13 protein-coding genes are annotated in these 17,330 nt (G+C 69.1%); 2 read left to right on the plus strand and 11 right to left on the minus strand.

Annotated elements, in window-relative coordinates:
- Positions 1-106: 106 nt before the first annotated feature.
- The 5 genes from ACWER9_RS27115 to ACWER9_RS27135 all read right to left on the minus strand — a co-directional run bounded on the left by ACWER9_RS27115 (position 107) and on the right by ACWER9_RS27135 (position 6,407).
- The gene (locus ACWER9_RS27115; protein ID WP_452304501.1) at positions 107-1,675 is read right to left on the minus strand and encodes a pectate lyase family protein; all 1,569 of its coding nucleotides are present in this window, start codon (positions 1,673-1,675) and stop codon (positions 107-109) included.
- Positions 1,676-2,122: 447 nt separating this feature from the next.
- A complete protein-coding gene (locus ACWER9_RS27120) occupies positions 2,123-3,277 on the minus strand; it encodes a serine hydrolase domain-containing protein (protein ID WP_452304502.1) in 1,155 nt (384 codons plus the stop codon).
- 3 nt (positions 3,278-3,280) lie between these two features.
- The gene (locus ACWER9_RS27125) at positions 3,281-4,105 is read right to left on the minus strand and encodes a carbohydrate ABC transporter permease (protein WP_452304503.1); all 825 of its coding nucleotides are present in this window, start codon (positions 4,103-4,105) and stop codon (positions 3,281-3,283) included.
- Positions 4,102-5,055: a carbohydrate ABC transporter permease gene (locus ACWER9_RS27130; RefSeq protein WP_452304504.1), complete on the minus strand. Its 954-nt coding sequence runs from the start codon at positions 5,053-5,055 to the stop codon at positions 4,102-4,104. The genes ACWER9_RS27125 and ACWER9_RS27130 overlap by 4 nt, the downstream gene beginning before the upstream one ends.
- A complete protein-coding gene (locus ACWER9_RS27135; RefSeq protein WP_452304505.1) occupies positions 5,052-6,407 on the minus strand; it encodes an ABC transporter substrate-binding protein in 1,356 nt (451 codons plus the stop codon). The genes ACWER9_RS27130 and ACWER9_RS27135 overlap by 4 nt, the downstream gene beginning before the upstream one ends.
- A gap of 233 nt (positions 6,408-6,640) precedes the next feature.
- Here ACWER9_RS27135 and ACWER9_RS27140 point away from each other — a divergent pair, with 233 nt between their 5' ends.
- Positions 6,641-7,666 carry a LacI family DNA-binding transcriptional regulator gene (locus ACWER9_RS27140; protein ID WP_452304506.1) on the plus strand — a complete coding sequence of 342 codons (1,026 nt, stop codon included), beginning with the start codon at positions 6,641-6,643 and terminating at the stop codon, positions 7,664-7,666.
- On the plus strand, positions 7,663-8,691 hold the full coding sequence (locus tag ACWER9_RS27145; protein ID WP_452304524.1) for a family 43 glycosylhydrolase: 1,029 nt from the start codon (positions 7,663-7,665) through the stop codon (positions 8,689-8,691). Before ACWER9_RS27140 ends, ACWER9_RS27145 begins: the two co-directional genes overlap by 4 nt.
- A gap of 153 nt (positions 8,692-8,844) precedes the next feature.
- Here the strand turns inward: ACWER9_RS27145 and ACWER9_RS27150 are convergent, their stop codons facing one another.
- From ACWER9_RS27150 to ACWER9_RS27175, 6 genes are all read right to left on the minus strand, one after another.
- The gene (locus tag ACWER9_RS27150) at positions 8,845-11,238 is read right to left on the minus strand and encodes an RICIN domain-containing protein (RefSeq protein WP_452304507.1); all 2,394 of its coding nucleotides are present in this window, start codon (positions 11,236-11,238) and stop codon (positions 8,845-8,847) included.
- A gap of 70 nt (positions 11,239-11,308) precedes the next feature.
- Positions 11,309-12,160, minus strand: a complete 852-nt coding sequence (locus ACWER9_RS27155; protein ID WP_452304508.1) for a sugar phosphate isomerase/epimerase family protein — start codon at positions 12,158-12,160, stop codon at positions 11,309-11,311.
- Between the two features lie 6 nt (positions 12,161-12,166).
- On the minus strand, positions 12,167-13,348 hold the full coding sequence (locus ACWER9_RS27160; RefSeq protein WP_452304509.1) for a substrate-binding domain-containing protein: 1,182 nt from the start codon (positions 13,346-13,348) through the stop codon (positions 12,167-12,169).
- A 12-nt stretch (positions 13,349-13,360) separates the two neighbouring features.
- Entirely contained in the window at positions 13,361-14,344 is a 984-nt protein-coding gene (locus tag ACWER9_RS27165; protein ID WP_452304510.1) for an ABC transporter permease, read from the minus strand.
- Positions 14,345-14,346: 2 nt separating this feature from the next.
- Entirely contained in the window at positions 14,347-15,318 is a 972-nt protein-coding gene (locus ACWER9_RS27170; protein ID WP_452304511.1) for an ABC transporter permease, read from the minus strand.
- Between the two features lie 55 nt (positions 15,319-15,373).
- On the minus strand, positions 15,374-16,885 hold the full coding sequence (locus ACWER9_RS27175) for a sugar ABC transporter ATP-binding protein (protein WP_452304512.1): 1,512 nt from the start codon (positions 16,883-16,885) through the stop codon (positions 15,374-15,376).
- Positions 16,886-17,330: the final 445 nt, after the last annotated feature.

A 17,330-nucleotide genomic window follows, 5' to 3' on the forward strand; every position in this document is an offset into this window, starting at 1 on the left:
GCGGCATAACTATGCCGCTGAGGTGTACCGCTCCTCACCGCATCCGCCTCGGCGACGGTTACCGGCCCTGCGGCACGTTGCGCCGCCGGGGTAAGGACTCGACCGCCTAGCTGGCGTACGTCTCGAACTCGCCGACCCGGGGCGTACCGCCGGAGCTGTTGATCTTGAAGTTGATCTTGCTCATCGCCGTCGCCGAGAAGGTGATCGAACCTGCTCCGCTGCCGGCGGCCAACACGGCCCCGTTGTCGTTGTTGATCAACTGCCAGGCCCCGATGGAGCCCTGGGTGCCGGACGGCTCCCGGATCACCACTCGGGACACCCGGGTAGCGGAGCCCCACTTGATCGAGATCGTGCCGGTCGACCCGGCCGGCGACCAGTAGGTGCTCAGGTTGCCGTCGCGCACGTTGCCGTAGCTGGTCCCGCTGGCCTTGCTGGAGCCGTCGGCGCCGGCGCCGAGGCTGAGGTTGGTCCCGCCGCTTGGCGGCGGCGTGGTGGGCGGGGGCGTGGTCGGCGGGGGTGTGGTGGGTGGCGGGGTGGTCGGCGGCGGCGTCGTGGGCGGCGGGGTCTGCGGCGAGCAACTGCCGTCCGACACCTTGAGGCCCGTGTTGGCGCCGACCGTCTGACGGACGACGTCCGGCACGCAGTTCGCCCCGTCGAGGCGGTACCCGTACGGGATGCTGACCGTGGTGGTGGAGGTCGGGTTGGGGCCGGCGGGGTAGTTCTCGCTGCCGGCGCTGGACCAGGTCACGTTGTCGAAGACGTTGCCGGCGACCTGCCAGTAGCCGCGCTCGTCGGTGTAGAACGTGCCGAGCACGTCCTTGGAGTCGCGGAAGTAGTTGTTCTCGACCTTGGCCCTGGCCCCGGCCCGGGAGTTGATGCCGGACTCGTGCAGGCTCACGTAGTGGTTGTTGTAGATGTGGGCGACACCGCCCCGCAGCAGCGGCGTACGGGAGTCGATGTTCTCGTAGAGGTTGTGGTGGTACGTGATGAAGCCGTTCGACAGGTCGCTCTCACTCGACCCGACCAGGCCGCCCCGACCGGAGTTGCGCAGGATGCTGTAGGACAGGGTCACGTACTGCGTGTTGTCCTTCATGTCGAAGAGGCCGTCGTACCCCTCGGACTCCCCGCCCGAGGCCTCCAGGGTGACGTGGTCGACCCAGACGTTGCGGACCGTGCTCTCCATGCCGATGGCGTCCCCACCGTTCGAGGTGGGTGAGCCCGACTTCTTGACGTTCCGCACTGTCACGTTCTGGATGATGATGTTGCTGGAGTCGCGGATGTGGATGCCGAGCTGGTCGAAGACGGCACCGCTGCCGACGCCGACGATGGTGACGTTGCTGATCTGCTTGAGCTCGATCACGCCGGCGGCGGTGTTGCAGCTCGACCCCGACACCTTGCTGGTGTTGCCGTGGTTGATGGTCCCGGAGACCTCGATGGTGATCGGGGTGCTGCTGCTGGTCCGACCGCACAGCGCCGCGTGGATCGCCGTGCCCGTGCTGGCCCGCACCGTCTGCCCACCCGCGCCTCCGGTCGTTCCGCCGTTCTGGGTGGCGTAGCCGGTGGCGCTGCCGACCGCCGCCGATGCCTGCGGGGTCGGCAGGGCCACTCCGAGCGCGGCCACCAGGGCCGCGACGGCCACCACCGCCTGACGTCGCAACACGACTGGTCGTCTCATGTCGCCTCACCTTCGCATTCGTCTGGTTCCAGGCTTCGTCCGATGGTCGTCGCGACCGCACCTGTCGACGGGCGTCTTACGAATTGACGACAATGAATCGCAATGACGTCATCGAGGTCTCTCACGCCCTGGTCAAGGCAGGGATGCGCTGCGAGCGGGCCACCTGCTCGCCCGGCCGTTAAGGGAAACATCGATGTAACGCAATCGTAGGAAAGCGGTTTCCCTGAGGGCAATAGCTGACGCTTGCAGGTTTGTTGCAGTGCTCCGCATCCTGCTGGCCGCTCAACCAGCCCAAGCCCTGAGGCCATGGACCAGGCGACACCCCCCACCTCGGTGATCATGAAGTTGTTGCCACCGTCCACGGCGTGTCGAGGCAATGACTTCATGATCGACCGAGGGGGCCGGCCGGCCCCGGGGGTGGGGGGGGGTGGGTGGGGCCGGCCGGGGTCAGGTGGTCAGGCAGGCGTGGACGGCGGCGGTGAGGCGGTTGGCGCGCTCGTCACCCATTGCGCGCATCTGGTTGACCACGTAGCCGAACCCCACCTGGTGCTCGGCGTCGGCGAAGGCCAGGTTGCCGCCCGCGCCGTCGTGGCCGAAGCTGCGCTCACCGAGCAGGGGCCGGGCCGGTGGCGAGTGCAGCAGGAAGCCGGTACCCCAACGCTGGCCGGTGTCCGGCGGTCCGTGTCGCTGCTGACCCCGCGACCGGACGACGACCGCGTCGTCCACCGACGCGGCGGTGAGCAGCGGTCCACCCTGGAGGTCCGACACACACGCCGCGTAGAGGCGGGCGAGGCCGTCGGCGGTGCTCACCGCGCCCGCGCCGGGCACACCGGCGGCCCGGATGGCGTCGTCGTTGAAGCTCACCAGGCCGTCGGCGTCGGCCGGGAAGGCGAAGGCGCCCCCCATGGTGATGCCCCGCTCGGCGACCGGGTCCACGAACGGGTCGGGGTCCGGGGGCGGTGCCAGGTCCCAGGCCACGCTGTCGCTCTCGGCCGCCGGAAGCCCCAGCCAGGTACGCAGGCCGAGCGGGTCCGCGACGGTGTCGGCGAAGAACGCGCCGGGGAACTGGCCGGTGACGCGGTGGATCACCTCGCCGACCAGCCAGCCGTACGTCATCGAGTGGTAGCCGTGCGCGGTGCCCGGCTCCCACAGCGGGGCCTGCGCCTCGATCGCCGTGACGACCGGATCCCACGCCAGGACCTCGTCGAGGGTCAGGGTGCGGTCCAGCGCGGGCAGACCGGCCTGGTGGGTGAGCAGCCAGCGCACCGGGATGTGCGCCTTGCCGTGCTGGCCGAACTCCGGCCAGTAGCGCGTCACGGGGGCGTCGAGGTCGAGCCGACCCTGTTGGACCAGCAGGTAGGCGCAGACCGCCAGGATCCCCTTGGTGCAGGAGAAGACGACTGCCGGTGTGTGCGCCTCCCAGGGCCGCCCGGTGCGGGTGTCGGCCACCCCGCCGTACAGGTCGACGACCTTGCGGCCCCGCACGTAGACGGTGACCGCCGCGCCGACCTCACCGTGGGAGGTGAAGTTGTCGCGGAAGACGTCGGCGACGCGGCCGTAGCGCTCGTCGACGTCGCCGTGGATCTGTGGCTGTGAGACCACTGCCTACCCCTTCACTGACCCCTGGATCAGGGCCTTGATGAACTGTCGCTGGAAGATCAGGAACACGATGAGGGTCGGGGTGAGAATCAGCAGCGACCCGGCACACAGCAGCACCAGATCGGTGCCCCACTGACCCTGGAACGCGCCGAGCGCCCCGGCCATCGTGCGTTTGGTGGCGTCGTCGACGAGGACGATGGCGAGGAGGAACTGGTTCCACGTCCAGAGGAACATCAGGATCGTCAGCGAGGCGATCGCCGGGCGGGCGAGCGGCACCTGGACCCGCCAGAACAACTGCCACGTGCTGCTGCCGTCCACCCGGGCCGCCTCGGACAACTCGACCGGCACGTTGGTGAAGTGCGCCCGCATCCAGAACACCGCGAACGGCATGTACAGCCCGATCAGCGGCAGGATGATGGCCCAACGCGTGTTGAGCAGACCGAGGTCCTGCATCTGGTAGTAGAGCGGTGTGACCACGGCTTCGAAGGGCAGGGTCAGACCCAGCAGGAAGAGGCCGAAGACGAGTCGACCGCCGGGCACCCGCAGCTGACCGAGCCCGAAGCCGGCCATCGTCGCGATGAGCACCGACACCGGTACGACGCCGGCCACGATGAGCAGGCTGGAACGGAGCAGGGCGCCCATGTTGGCGGCGGTGAAGGCGTCGGCGAAGTTCCCCCACTGCGGGTCGGACGGCCACTCGAGGCCGTTCGGCACGGTGCCACGGGGCTGTAGCGCCGCCGACAGCATGCTGACGAACGGCAGCAGGGTCACCACGATCAGGGCGATCAGGAAGACGCGGCCGGTCACCTGTTCGCGGCGGCTCAGGTTCACGGCTTCTCCCCTCGGCTCAGACGCTGGATCGGGAGGACGCACGCCAGCACCAGCAGCATCAGCACGACGGCGAGCGCCGAGGCGAGCCCCACCTGCCGTTGCGAGAAGGCCAGCCGGTAGATCTCCAGGCCCGGCACCGTGGTCTGGAGGCCGGGGCCGCCACTCGTGGAGATGTAGACGATGTCGAAGCTCGCCAGCGCCGCGATGATCGTCACGGTGAGGCAGACACCGATCTCCTGGCGCAGGCTGGGCAGGGTCACGGCGAGGAACTCGCGGACCGGACCGGCACCGTCCAGGCGGGCGGCCTCGTACAGCGCCGGATCGATCTTGCTCATGCCGGTGACCAGCAGGATCGTGCAGAGGCCGAGCAGGACCCAGGCCCCGATGACACCCACGGCGGGCAACGCCGTGTCGAAGTCACCGAGCCAGGCGCGGGCGACGCCACCCAGCCCGACCGCGCGCAGCGCCTGGTTGACCAGACCGTTCGACGAGAGCAGCCAACTCCACGCGATGCCCGCCGCCACCAGGGGGATGACCTGCGGCAGGAACAGGATGGTCCGGACCACGGTGCCGAACGCGCCGGTGGTGATCCGGCGAACCATGCTCGCCACCAACAGCCCGAGCCCGACGGGGATGAAGCTGAAGAAGACGATCAGGACGATGGCGTTGCCGATGATCTTCAGCAGGTCGCCGTCGGTGAAGACGGTGAGGTAGTTGTCCAGGCCCACCCAGCGGGCCACCCCGATCCCGTTCCAGTCGTACAGCGAGTACTGGAGCGTCAGGACGAGCGGGCGCAGCACGAACACCGCGTACATCACCAGGGCGGGCAGGACGTACAACCAGCCGGTCCCGGCCGCGCGGGCCCACCGGAATCGGTGGGCCCGCGTGGGGGTCGGACGGGCGCGACGATCGTCGTGCCCGGTCGGTGCGCTGCCGAGGGCAGACGTCATCGGGACAGTTCCTTCTGGTACTCGGCCTGGACCGCCTTCACGTACCCCTCGGGCGTCTGCTGGCCGGCGATCAGCTTCTGCATCTCCGGCGTGATCGCGGCGGCGAAGATGCCGCCGGTCGCGTTAGCGGTGAAGTCCACCGCGCCGTTCTCCGCGCCGAGCTGCTGCGACGCCTTCAGGGTCTCGGCCAGCACGGTGTTCGGGGCGGCGCTCGGCACCGGCAGGTCACTCGGGCCACCCGGGCTGGAGCCGCCAACGGTCACCGAGATCTCGCGGGCCTTGGCGTTCGTGTGCACCCAGTTCAGGAAGTACGCGGCGGCGTCCGGGTTCTTCGCCTTGGCGGAGACGCCGAAGGTGTTGGGGGCTGACATCGCCACGTGCTTTCCACCCGACGACTCGGTGGGGAAGAGGAAGAAGCCGACGTTGCCGGGCATCGACTTGTCGAGGTTCGCCGACTCCCAGTCACCGTTGAACATGAACAGGCCGTTGCCCTTCTGGAACTCCCCCACCATGCCCGCGTAGTCGAGCGCGTTGGCGTCCTTTGTGAAGTAGCCGGCCTGCGCCCACTTCTGGATGGTCTGGGTGGCCTTCAGGGCTGCCGGGGTGTCGAACGTGGCTCCCGGCTTCTGGAAGATCCAGTCGGCGACCTGGGTCGGGTCGCCGAACTGGTTCTGTAGCGCCTGGTGCGGGAAGTTGATGCCCGCGGTGTTCTTGTTGAACTGCATGATCGGCTGGACCCCGCCGGTCTTCGCCTTGGCCAGCAGCTCTTCGAACTCGGCGACCGTGGCCGGTGGCTGGGTCATGCCGATCTGGGTGGCCAGCTTCTTGTTGTAGAAGACGCCGGTGACGCTGTAGCCGAGCCCCATCCCGTACAGCGAGCCGGTGCCCCGGGTGTTCTCGCCGACACGCAGCTGCACCAGCTGGGAGGCGGGGAACGTGTCCCAGCCGTACGCGGTGAAGTACGGGTCGAGGTTCTTGAGCAGGTCGTCCTTGACCAGGTCGACCATCGTGGGGAGCCGGATGATGTCGGGCGAGTTGTCCGACGCCATCACCCGGGGCGCGTTCTCCACGATCACCGTGAACTGGTCCTCGCGGATGTTGAACTTCACGTTCGAGTGCTGCTTGGAGAACTCCTCGGCCAACGCCTTGGCCAGCGGGAAGCCGGTCTCCGCGTACATCTCCAGGGTGATCGGGTCGGTGCCCAGCTCGGTCTTGACGGCGGCATCGGACTTCTGGGTCGACGACCGGTCCTCCCCCGGCGCGCTGCACGCCGTCGCGCTCAACCCCACCGCCAGCAGCGACGCGAGAAGCACGGTTCTCCGTCGCGGAAACTTCGTCACCACATCTGCCATCTCATGACTCCTTGAGATCCACCGAAGGCGCCTCTGGATGCGCCAGAAGTGGTCGCTAAACTGATTTAGCAGAGCATGCGCGCGGCGCGGGGAGCTGTCAAGGACAAGTTGGCAACGGTGCGGAAACGACTCGTTCACACCACGCCGACGTGGCCGGCGCTCGATCCCGGGCGGCGACGCATCATGATGGGCAGGAGCGGCGCCCGTGGCACCGCGCCTGATTCGGAGGACTGATGGGCCGCAACAGAGCAACACTCGCCGACGTCGCGCGGAGAGCCGGGCTGTCCAAGACCGCCGCGTCGATGGTGCTCAACGGCAGAGAGGGCACCCGACTCTCGGCCGAGGCACACCAACGGGTGTTCGCCGCCGCCGAGGAGCTCGGCTACCGGCCCAACCTCGCCGCGCGCAGCCTCCGTACCCGCAAGACCGCGACCATCGCGTTCGTCTCCGACATCGTGGCCACCACCCGGTTCGCCGGTGACCTCATCCGCGGCGCTCTCGACGCGGCCCGCGAGCGGGACCACGTCCTACTCATCACCGAGACGCAGGGCGACGCCACCTTCGAGCAGTACGCCATCGAGGCCGTCCTGGACCGGCAGGTCGACGGGGTGATCTACGCGGCGATGGCGACCCGGCGGCTGACCGTGCCAGCGGCAATCCTCGGCGGCCCGGTGGTGCTGCTCAACGCCACAAGCCCCGACGGTCTGCCAAGCGTGGTGCCCGACGACGAGGGGGCCGGCCGTTCCGTCGCCACCGCGCTGCTGGAGCTCGGCCACCGCGACGCGATCGCGCTGATCGGCCGCAACCGACTCAAGGAGGACGACCCGGAGGTCTCGCTCGCCGCCCGCGCCCGCCTGCACGGCATCCGGCAGGCGCTTGAAGAGGCGGACGTCAACCTCCTGGCCGAGTGCTTCTGCACCGAGTGGTTGCCCGAGCACGGTTACGCCGCGATGCGTGGCCTGTTGAGCAAGCCGAAGCGTCCCAGCGCGATCATCTGCATGAACGACCGCCTGGCCTTCGGCGCCTACCAGGCACTCGGCGAGGCGGGGCTGACCGTCCCGGACGACATCTCGGTCATCTCGTTCGACGACGACCCGATCGCCGCCTGGTTGCGGCCCAGCCTGGCCACCACGGCGTTGCCGCACGAGCAGATGGGACGACGCGCGGTCGAGCTGCTCCTGGACGACGGCGTCGCCGAGCCCGCGCTCGTCCCGATGCCGCTGCGCCGACGCCGGTCCCTCGCGCCTCCGGCCGGCTGACCGCCCGGACCTTCCGGGGAACGACTGCGGACCAGCCTTGGCCGACGCTAAAACGGTTTAGTGCTAGGTTTCCGACCATGCTTCGTCTACCCGACCACTGGGTGTGGGACAGCTGGTACGCGCGCGACGACAACGGCCTCTGGCACGTGTTCTTCCTGCGCGCGTCCCGCGCCCTGCACGACCCGCACCGCCGCCACCGCCGGGCCACCATCGGTCACGCCGTCTCGAAGGACCTGCGCTCCTGGCGCCTGGTCGCCGACGCCGTGGTCCCCGCCGACGCGCCCGGCTGGGACGACCTGGCGACCTGGACGGGCTGCACCGTGCGCGGGCCGGACGGGCGGTGGTACCTGTTCTACACCGGGGTCGGCCGCGCCGAGGACGGGCTCGTCCAACGCATCGGGCTGGCCGTCTCCGACGACCTCATGACCTGGCACCGGCACGGCACCGAGCCGATCGTCCAGGCCGACCCCACCTGGTACGAACTGCTTGACAAGGACCTGTGGTACGAGCAGGCGTGGCGCGACCCCTGGGTGTTCCCCGACCCCGACGGCGAGGGTTGGCACATGCTCGTCACCGCCCGCGCCAACACCGGCCCGGCGAACACCCGTGGCGTCGTCGGCCACGCCACCTCCACCGACCTCGTCACCTGGACCGTCGCGCCGCCGTTGTCGACACCGGCCGGCTTCGGTCACCTGGAGGTACCCCAGGTCGCGGTGATCGACGGGCAGCCGCTGCTGCTGTTCTCCACCGACGCCACCGGCAGCGCCCGCCGCGACGACCACCGGATCTGGGTGGCGACCGGCGAGAGCACGCTCGGCCCGTGGGACATCGCGTCCGCCAAGCCGTTCGCCCACCCGCACCTGTACGCGCCCCGGCTGGTCCCCGGACCCGCCGACGGTTGGTCCCTCATCGGCTTCCTCGACCACGTCGACGACACGTTCGTCGGGGAACTCACCGACCCCATCCCGGTCCGCTACGAGGCAGTTGCCGGGTTGACGGTGGCCCCGGCGGGTGCCGGGCAGTAGACCCGAGCGGGCCGGGTCGACCACCGTCGGTCACCGTCACCCGGGGCGCACGCGCTGATGAGCGGTATACCTCAGAGGCATATTTATGCCTCTGAGGTATACCGCTCGTCGGCAGGTCTCCCCGCGCGCCAGTCGAGAGCCCGCGGGTCCGGGTCAGCTACGCAGCTGCCACTGCTGGTTGGCGCCGCCGGAGCAGGCCCAGAGGATCAACTTCGTGCCGTTGGCCGTCGCGGCACCGTTGGCGTCCAGGCAGAGGCCCGACTGCGCTCCGGTGATCGTGCCGTTGGCGTTGACGTTCCACTGCTGGTTGGCCTGACCGTTGCAGTCCCAGATCACCACCGTGGTGCCGTTGGTGGTGCCCTGTCCCGAGGCGTCCAGGCACTTGGTGCCGTAGACCATGAGCTGCCGGCTTGCGGTGTGGGTCCACCGCTGGTTGGTGGCTGCACTGATGCAGTCCCAGATCTGAGCCAACGTGCCGTTGGTCGTGCTGGAGTTGCCGATCTCGGCACAGCGGCCCGACTGCACGCCCACGATCTGCACGTTCTGCGGGTTGGTGCCGCCACCACTCTGTACGCCGGCGGCGTTGATCACCGTCTGCGCGCCCGACGGCCAACTGCCGTTGCTGACCGTGACGTTGTTGTTGACGACGTTTCCACGGTCGCCGTTCGTCACGTTCGTGGAGTTGTTCGTCGACCAGTTGTTGGTGACGGTGAAGTTGCCCATGTTCTCCGCGTACCAGTAGTTGGCGGTCGCCCAGGTGCCGGTGGAGGAGAACACGTTGTTACGGGCGGTGTAGTAGCGGGAACCCTCGTCGAAGTAGAGCCCGAACCAGCCGTTGGTCCGCAGGCAGTAGTTCTGGTTGATCGTCGCGCCGGGGTTCGCCGACAGCGTGTAGATGCAGCCGCCGTCGGTCATCTGCTGCATCACGTCGTGCACGTAGTTGCCGATGACCTGGTTGTTGGCCGCAGTGGTCGCCGTCGTGTAACGCGGCTGGTAGTTGTACAGGCCGCGGTTCGCGTAGTGCTGGCTGCCGCCGGCGTCGTTGGCACCCCAGCCGTAGCCGACCGACAGGCCGGTGTACGGCATGTTGTAGACCTCGTTGTACGAGACCGTCGCAGTGTTCACGTAGGTGGTCAGGATCGAGACCACGCCCCGGTACTCCAGGCCGAGGTCGTGCACCCGGTTGTTGCTGATGGTGATGTTGCGGTTGACCATCCGCTGGTCACTCGGGTGGTGGGCATCGGCCCGCACGCCACCGACCACGACGCCACCGGCGGAGTTGCGGGCGATCTCGGAGCGGGTGACGGTGATGTTGCTGGCACCCAGGCCGACACCGCTCGCGTGCGCGTTGGCGTCGTTGCCGATGCCGATCGCGGTCTGCCCGAGGTTGACGAACTGGGAGTCGCTGAACGCGATGGTGTTGGCCGCGGAGACCTGCACGGCGGCGGGCATCTGGTTCCAGTTCGGTCGGGTGGCCTCGAACTGGGGGCAGCCGGCCTGGCAGGAGGTCAGCGCGTCGGACGGGCGGGACCAGGTGCCGGTGATGTGGGCGCCGGTCTGCTGGTCGGCGAAACCGTTGCTGCTGCTCGGGCCGAGCCAACTGGTGCCGGTGAAGGTGATGCCGCTGAACGAGATGTGGTGCGCCGGCGCGTCGAGGGTGCCGCCGACGTTGACCAGGGACTGCAACTGCGGCAGCTCCACGCTCACGGAGCTCATGGTCTGCCCGGAGAGCGGGATGTAGTTGAGCTGGCCGTTGCTCGGGTTGAGGTACCACTCCCCCGCCGAGTCCAGGAACTCGTACGCGTTGGTCAGGTAGAAGGGGCCGGCGCGGTGCGGGCTGGAGAGGGTGTCGAACCCGAAGGTGTTGTTGTTCCACGCGGGCTGCTGCATCGTCAGGAAGTTTCCGCTGATGCTCTGCACCGGCGAGTACCTGTCGGTGAACGAACCGACGCTCTCCACCTCGACGCGGTTCTGGTTGCCCAGGTTGTTGAGGTAGTTGAGCGCGCTGTTGCTGAACCGCATGCCGGACGTGGTGAAGGTGAAGTCGGAGCGGTTCACGGCGGTGCGTGCCCGCGAGGCGACGGCCCCGTTGACGTAGAGCTGACGGGAGTCGAGCCCGGCGGGAACGCTGGCCCGCCAGATGTTCTTGCCGGAGTCGACGAGCGACCAGCCGGTGACCGCGCGAGCACCGGTGATGGTCGGACGTGCGCCGGAGGCCGCCCGCCAGATCACCTGATAGCCGTTGGTGCCCGAGTCGGCAGCGGTGAACCGCAGCGGCGACGAGAGCCGGTACGCGCCGTTCGCCAACTCCACCACGATGTCACCGGACATCGTGCTGTTGATCGCCCGCACCGCGGTCTGCGCGGCGGTCAGCGAACACGGTTGGCTTGCCGAACAACTGGTGCCGGTGCCCGAGGGTGACGCGTAGAGGGTGGTGGTGGCCGCGAGGGCCGGGGACGCCGAGGCCATCACCGCGACCAGGGCGGTGACCGCTGTCGCGGCAGCGCCGGCCAGCAGTCTGCGCAGCGGCGGAATCGACGAGGACACGGGACGGTGCTCCTGACATGAGAGGGGGTGGGGCGGCCTCGACGAGGGCGGGGGCGGCGGGCCGTGGCGGTTATCCGAGGATCTCCCGGAGATGACGCAGGCCGTCCGTGGCGAGACGGTCCTGCGAAGGGGCCAGCGGGCGCCAGATCGCCGCGGCGGTGGCGATGGTCTCGTTCTCCGCCGTGAACGACTCGATGCAGATCGCGCCCTGGTAACCGGTGTCCCGCAGGACGCCGAAGAAGCGTGGCCAGTCGAAGTGGTCGGCACCGGGGGCACCCCGGTTGGTGCCGCTGACCTGCACGTGCTTGATGTGCCGGCCGGCGACGGCGAGGGCCGCGTAGGGGTCGGCCTCCTCGATGTTCATGTGGTAGGTATCGATCATGATGCCGACGTTCGACGGCAGCCCGTCGATCATCTCGACGGTCTGCTCGACGGTGTTGACGACGCTCGTCTCGTAGCGGTTCAACGCCTCGACGCCGATGCTCACGCCCAGCTCGCCGGCCTGCTCGGCGACCGGCGCCAGGGCTCGCCGGAAGTCCGCGTAGCAGGCCGCGCGAGCCGCTGGCGACATCCGCCAGGTGCGGCCGACCGAGGCGTACGCGGGGCCGCCGACGCATCCAGCGCCGACGGCCGCCGCGCTCGCCACGCAGCCCATGAGGTACGCCACCGTCGACTCGACGACCGCTGGCGCGGCGTCTACCAGGTCCCGCCCCGGCGGGGTGACCGCGCAGACGCCGGCGGCGACGAGGCCGTGCGCCGCCAACAGGTCCCGGGTACGGATCGGATCCCAGTCACCGGGCTGCTCGATCGGCAACTCGACCGCGTCGAAGCCGAACGCGGCGATCCGCGGGATCAGCTCGGCCAGGGCCTTGTCGTCGACCGGCGAGGCCCACACCCAGGGGTTGACGCCGATGGCGTACATCGGAACCTACTTCCAGCGCTGCGGGTAACCGGGCAGGTCGGTGCAGCCGCACATCGCGTAGTGCAGGGGCGGCATGTTCCCGTCGAGGTACTGGTCCAGGTTGTCCTGGGTGACGGTCGGCTGCGGCAGCTTCCACGGGTTGGAGACCTGCTCGCCGTCGAGGATCCGCAGGGCGGCGATGATCGGCGTACGCCACTGGTAGGTCGGGTAGGTCGGCGCGATCGCGGTGAGCTGCTTGTCCTTCCAGATCTTCAGGAAGTCGAGCTGGTCCTCGCCGTTCATCGGCGGGACGGGCTTACCCGCGTCCTGGAACGCCTCGACCGCCGCGACGGCCACCGCGCCGGCGTCCATCCAGACCCCGTCGATCGTGCCGTACCGCTGGATGTAGTCGTCGACGATCTTCTTGGTCTTGGCCGGGTCACCGTCGGTGAACTCGACACCGACGACGTCGACCTTCGCCTTGTCGAACGCCACCTTCGCCGCCGACCAGCGGGTCTCCAGGACGTCGACGCCGGGCAGGATCCGCAGGGCGAGGACCTTGCCGCCGGGCTTCATCTTCCGGCTGACGAACTCGGCGCCGACGTGGCCGAACCCGTACCCGCCGATGGGGTTGATGAACGTGACCGGGCACTTCGTGTTGACGCCGCGGTCGAAGACGACGACCGGCAGCCCGGCCTTGCAGGCCGCCTCGACGGCCGGGGTGAGCGTGGCGGTGGTGTTCGGCGAGACGATGAGCGCGTCGCAGCCCTTGCCGAGCAGGTCGTTGATGTCCGCGATCTGCTTCTGGTCCTTGCCCTCGGCGTCGACGTGCACGAACTCCTTGATCCGGCTCTTCTGCGCCTCGACCTCGGCCTGCATGGTCTTGAAGCCGACCTGTCGCCAGGGGTTGTTCAGGGCCGCGTTCGAGAAGCAGACCTTGTGCGGCCCCTTCTTCTTGAACTTGGCGGTGTCGACCATCGTCGGGTTGAGCACCTGCTCCCACGGCTTGTCCGCGGGCCCGGTGGCGGTGGCGGTGAGCAGCGACAGCTCGGCGTCGTAGTCGGCCTGCACGAAGAACTTCGACTGGTCTCCGGTGCCCGACCCGGCGGCCGGGGGACTACCCGAAGGGCTCGCGGCCGGTTCGTCGGTGGCGCAGGCGGTGAGGGACAGCAGGGTGACAGCGGCAAGCGCCGCCATGGAACGTCGCACTATGAATCCCCTTTATCTCGACGTGGAACGGGTTGCCGAGACCGCCACGGCGAGCAGGATGATCGCGCCCTGGACGGTCGACCTGAGGGCGCCGGAGACGCCGTAGAAGTTCATGAGGGCGAAGAGCAGTTCGAGGGTCAGCGCGCCGAGCATCGCCCCGACGACCGCGCCGCGCCCGCCACCGAGTGCCACACCGCCGAGGACGACCGCGGTGATCGCACCGAACTCCAGACCCGCACCGGCCTGGAACGACACGCCGCTGTAGCCGCCCAGGAGGATCGCCGCCACCGCCGCCGCGAGGCCGCTGAGGATGAAGGCGAAGGTCCGGGTACGCCACACGCGTACGCCACTCAGCTCGGCGGTGCGCGGGTTGTCGCCGACGGCGACGAGCGTCCGGCCGAAGTCGGAGCGCATCAGCAGCACGGCCGCCACCGCCAGGACCACCAGAACCACGAGCGCGTACGGCACCCGGCCCAGCAGCGGCACGTCCTCGAAGGCCCGCCGGCCGAACCGTCGGAACTCCTCGGAGAGGCCACCCTTCGGGGCGCCGTCGGACCAGAGGTAGACCGCACCCACCAGGATCAGGAACATGCCGAGGGTGGTGATGAACGACGGCACCCGCAGCCGTGTCGTCACCAGGCCGTTGACGAGCCCGACCAGGGCTCCGAAGGCGAGCAGGAGCAGCACCACCGGCCAGGTGCGCGCCGGGTCGCTGTCGATCAGCCGGGCGGCGACGACCACCTGAGCGGTGACCAGGGACCCGACCGAGAGGTCGAACTCACCGGACACGATCACGAAGTACTGGCCGGCGGCGAGCAGGATGATCGGCGCCGAACGGCCGAGGAAGGACATCAGCGACGGCGGGGCCAGGAAGTCGGGTTGCCGGATGCCGACGAGCACCAGCAGCACGGCGAGGATCACCAGGATCGGCAGGACACCACCGGGACGCACCCGTGGCAGACGCAGCGGCAGGGAACGGGGCTGGACGGTCTGCATGGCTAGGCCGCCTTTCGCATGGCCCGGCGGGCGTAGACGGCGACCGCGGCGATGATGATGACGCCCCGGATCACCTGCTTGAAGAAGGCGTCGACCTCGAGCTGGTTGAAGATGGCGTCGATGCTGGCGAGCAGCAACACTCCACCCACGGTGCCGATGACACCGCCGCGCCCACCGGCGAGCGCGGTGCCCCCGATCACCACGGCGGCGATCGACTCCAGGTCGTAGAGGCCCTCGGTGCCGACGCGCGGGGCACCCGAGCCGAGCCGACTGGCGAGGTAGATGCCGGCGAGCCCCGCGCACATCGAGCACAGGATGTGGGCGGTGACGAGGACCCGGTCGTTGCGGACGCCGGAGAGTCGGGCCACCTCCGGATCCCCGCCGACGGCGACCAGATGGTGGCCGAAGCGGGTCCGCGAGAGCGCGAACCAGGCCGCTGCGGTGACCGCTATCAGCAGCAGGAACGACACCGGCACCGGCCCGACGCGCTGGTAGCCGAGCGACTGCACCAGCGCGGGTGCGGTGGTGCCGGCCGGGCCGTCGTAGCCGTTGTCGAGGTAGCCCTTGAGCAGCAGCCCGACGCCGAGGGTGGCGATGAACGCGTTCACCCGGAACCTGGTGACGAGGAGCCCGTTGAGCAGTCCGACGCCGGCGCTGATCACGAGCACCAGGCCGATCGCCGGCAGCACCGCGCCGTCGCTGCCGTTCATCGTCTCGGCCGCGACCAGGGTGCTGAGGCTGATCACGTACGCCACCGAGAGGTCGAGTGACCCACCCAGGATGACAAGCGTCTGGCCGACCGCGACCAGCCCGAGGCCGGCGGCGACATGCAGCAGACTCACAGTCGTGGACTGGTTGAAGAGCTGACCACCATCGAGCAGCACGACCAGCCAGCCGATCGTGAGGGTCAGGGTCAGGGCCACGAACACGCCCGGTACGGGACGCCGGGCCGGCAGCAGCGACAGAGCGCTCATCGGGCCACCCCGGTTCGGGACTGCGGGGCTCGCAAACCCGGCTCACTCCTCGCGCTCACCGGACAACCTCACGTGCGGCGCCGACCGCGAGCGCGACGACCTCCTCCTCGGTCGCGCCGGCGGGCAGTTCGCCCGCGACGTGGCCGTCCCGCATGACGACGATCCGATCACTCATCCCCAGCAGCTCCGGTAGGTCGGACGAAATCATCAGCACGGCCGCGCCGTCCCGGGCGAGGCGGCGGACGAGGTCGTGGATTGCGGACTTCGCGCCCACGTCGATGCCCCGGGTCGGCTCGTCGAAGAGCAGGATCCGCGGGTCGAGCGCGAGCCACCGGGCCAGCACGACCTTCTGCTGGTTGCCCCCGGACAGAAAGCGGATCTCCTGGTCGTCGCCGGCGCCACGGACCTCCACGGCGGCAAGCAACTCGCGCATCCGGACGGTCCTCGCAGCCCGGCCGGACCGGGCGGCGAAGACGGCCCGGCTGGCGAGCAGCGCGTTGTCGAGCACCGACTGCCGGGGGACGATCCCCTCGCCCTTGCGGTCCTCGGTGACGTAGGCGATGCCGGCCCGCATCGCGGCGCGGGGTGAGCGCAGCCGGACCGGCCGGTCGTCGAGCGTGACGTCGCCGGTCGTGAACGGCGACACCCCGAAGATCGCGCGGGCCAGCGCGGAGCGGCCGGAGCCCTGCAGGCCACCGATGCCGAGCACCTCGCCGGCGCGCAGCTGGAGGTTGACGTCCCGCAGCTTCCGGTTGCCCGCGTCGCGAAGGTTGAGCCGCACCGGGCCCCGATCCTCCGGGGCGGCCCGGTCCGGGTAGTAGCTGGACAGCTCCCGGCCGACCATGTGCCGCACCAACTCGTCGGCGGTGGTGTCCGCGGTATTCACGGTGGTGACCCGACGGCCGTCCTTGAGCACGGTGATCCGACCGGACAGGTCGAAGACCTCGGCGAGCCGGTGCGAGACGTACAGCAGCCCGATGCCCCGCTCCTGGAGCCGGCGCACCAGCCCGTAGAGCAACTCGACCTCGTGGTCGGCCAGGGCGGCGGTCGGCTCGTCCATGATGAGCAGCCGCGCGTCCAGGGCGAGCGCCTTGGCGATCTCGACGACCTGCTGCTGCGCGACGCCCAACTGCCCCACCCGGGCCTCGGCCGGCAGGGTGGTCTCACCGATCGACGCGAGCAGTCGGGTGGTGCGCTCGACCATTCCCCGACGGTCGACAAGCCCGCGCCGTACCGGCTCGTGCCCCAGGTAGACGTTCTCGGCGACGGTGCGCTCCGGGAGCAGGTTGAACTCCTGGTGGATGATGCCGATGCCGGCCCGCTGGGCATCACGGGGGCCACGGAACGTACGCGACTCGCCGGCGAACTCGACAGTCCCGCCGTCCGGCGCGTGCCCACCCGAGACGATCTTCATCAGGGTCGACTTCCCGGCACCGTTCTCACCGACCACGGCGTGCACCTCGCCGGGCGCGACATCGAGGTCGACGCCGTCGAGGACGCGGACGCCGAGGAAGGACTTGCCGATGCCCCGAAGGGTGAGAAGTGGCGTCGGCGGCGGATCTGACATCCCAGAAGCCCTCACAGACAGTAGTCATCAACAAGGTTCGATCGAACTCTACGGCGGCTTCGAGGCGCTGGGCATCGAACTTTCGTAGACATCGACGGAGGCTTACGTTCTTATGTTGCGAACATTCCCTTGACATCGACGAAACATCACACGTATGAAGATAGATGTTTGGATAGAGGTCCGCAATCCTCGACCGGGGCTGATTGCCAGGGCCGCAGCTCGAGCGGCAGCGTGGCCGCACCGAGAGAGTCGATTGCGCTCGTCGTCACCTGGGCAGGACGTCGGACGTTAGTCCTTTGATTGACAGTCACCTATTTCTAGCTCATCCTGACCCCGTGGATCACCGGACGAGACCCACAGCCAACATCACGCTGTGTGACGTCCGCCGGGTCTGACTGCCGTCTTCGGCGAGCGGCACGAGGACCGACCACCACCCTCGTGTCGT

The sequence above is a fragment of the Micromonospora sp. NPDC003944 genome (assembly GCF_053605225.1).

Excerpts from the sequence above, each read along its gene's own strand:
- ACWER9_RS27135 (WP_452304505.1), bottom strand. The coding sequence starts at position 6,407 with ATGGCAGATGTGGTGACGAAGTTTCCGCGACGGAGAACCGTGCTTCTC.
- ACWER9_RS27155 (WP_452304508.1), bottom strand. The coding sequence starts at position 12,160 with ATGTACGCCATCGGCGTCAACCCCTGGGTGTGGGCCTCGCCGGTCGAC.
- ACWER9_RS27170 (WP_452304511.1), bottom strand. The coding sequence starts at position 15,318 with ATGAGCGCTCTGTCGCTGCTGCCGGCCCGGCGTCCCGTACCGGGCGTG.
- ACWER9_RS27130 (WP_452304504.1), bottom strand. The coding sequence starts at position 5,055 with ATGACGTCTGCCCTCGGCAGCGCACCGACCGGGCACGACGATCGTCGC.
- ACWER9_RS27175 (WP_452304512.1), bottom strand. The coding sequence starts at position 16,885 with ATGTCAGATCCGCCGCCGACGCCACTTCTCACCCTTCGGGGCATCGGC.
- ACWER9_RS27115 (WP_452304501.1), bottom strand. The coding sequence starts at position 1,675 with ATGAGACGACCAGTCGTGTTGCGACGTCAGGCGGTGGTGGCCGTCGCG.
- ACWER9_RS27165 (WP_452304510.1), bottom strand. The coding sequence starts at position 14,344 with ATGCAGACCGTCCAGCCCCGTTCCCTGCCGCTGCGTCTGCCACGGGTG.
- ACWER9_RS27140 (WP_452304506.1), top strand. The coding sequence starts at position 6,641 with ATGGGCCGCAACAGAGCAACACTCGCCGACGTCGCGCGGAGAGCCGGG.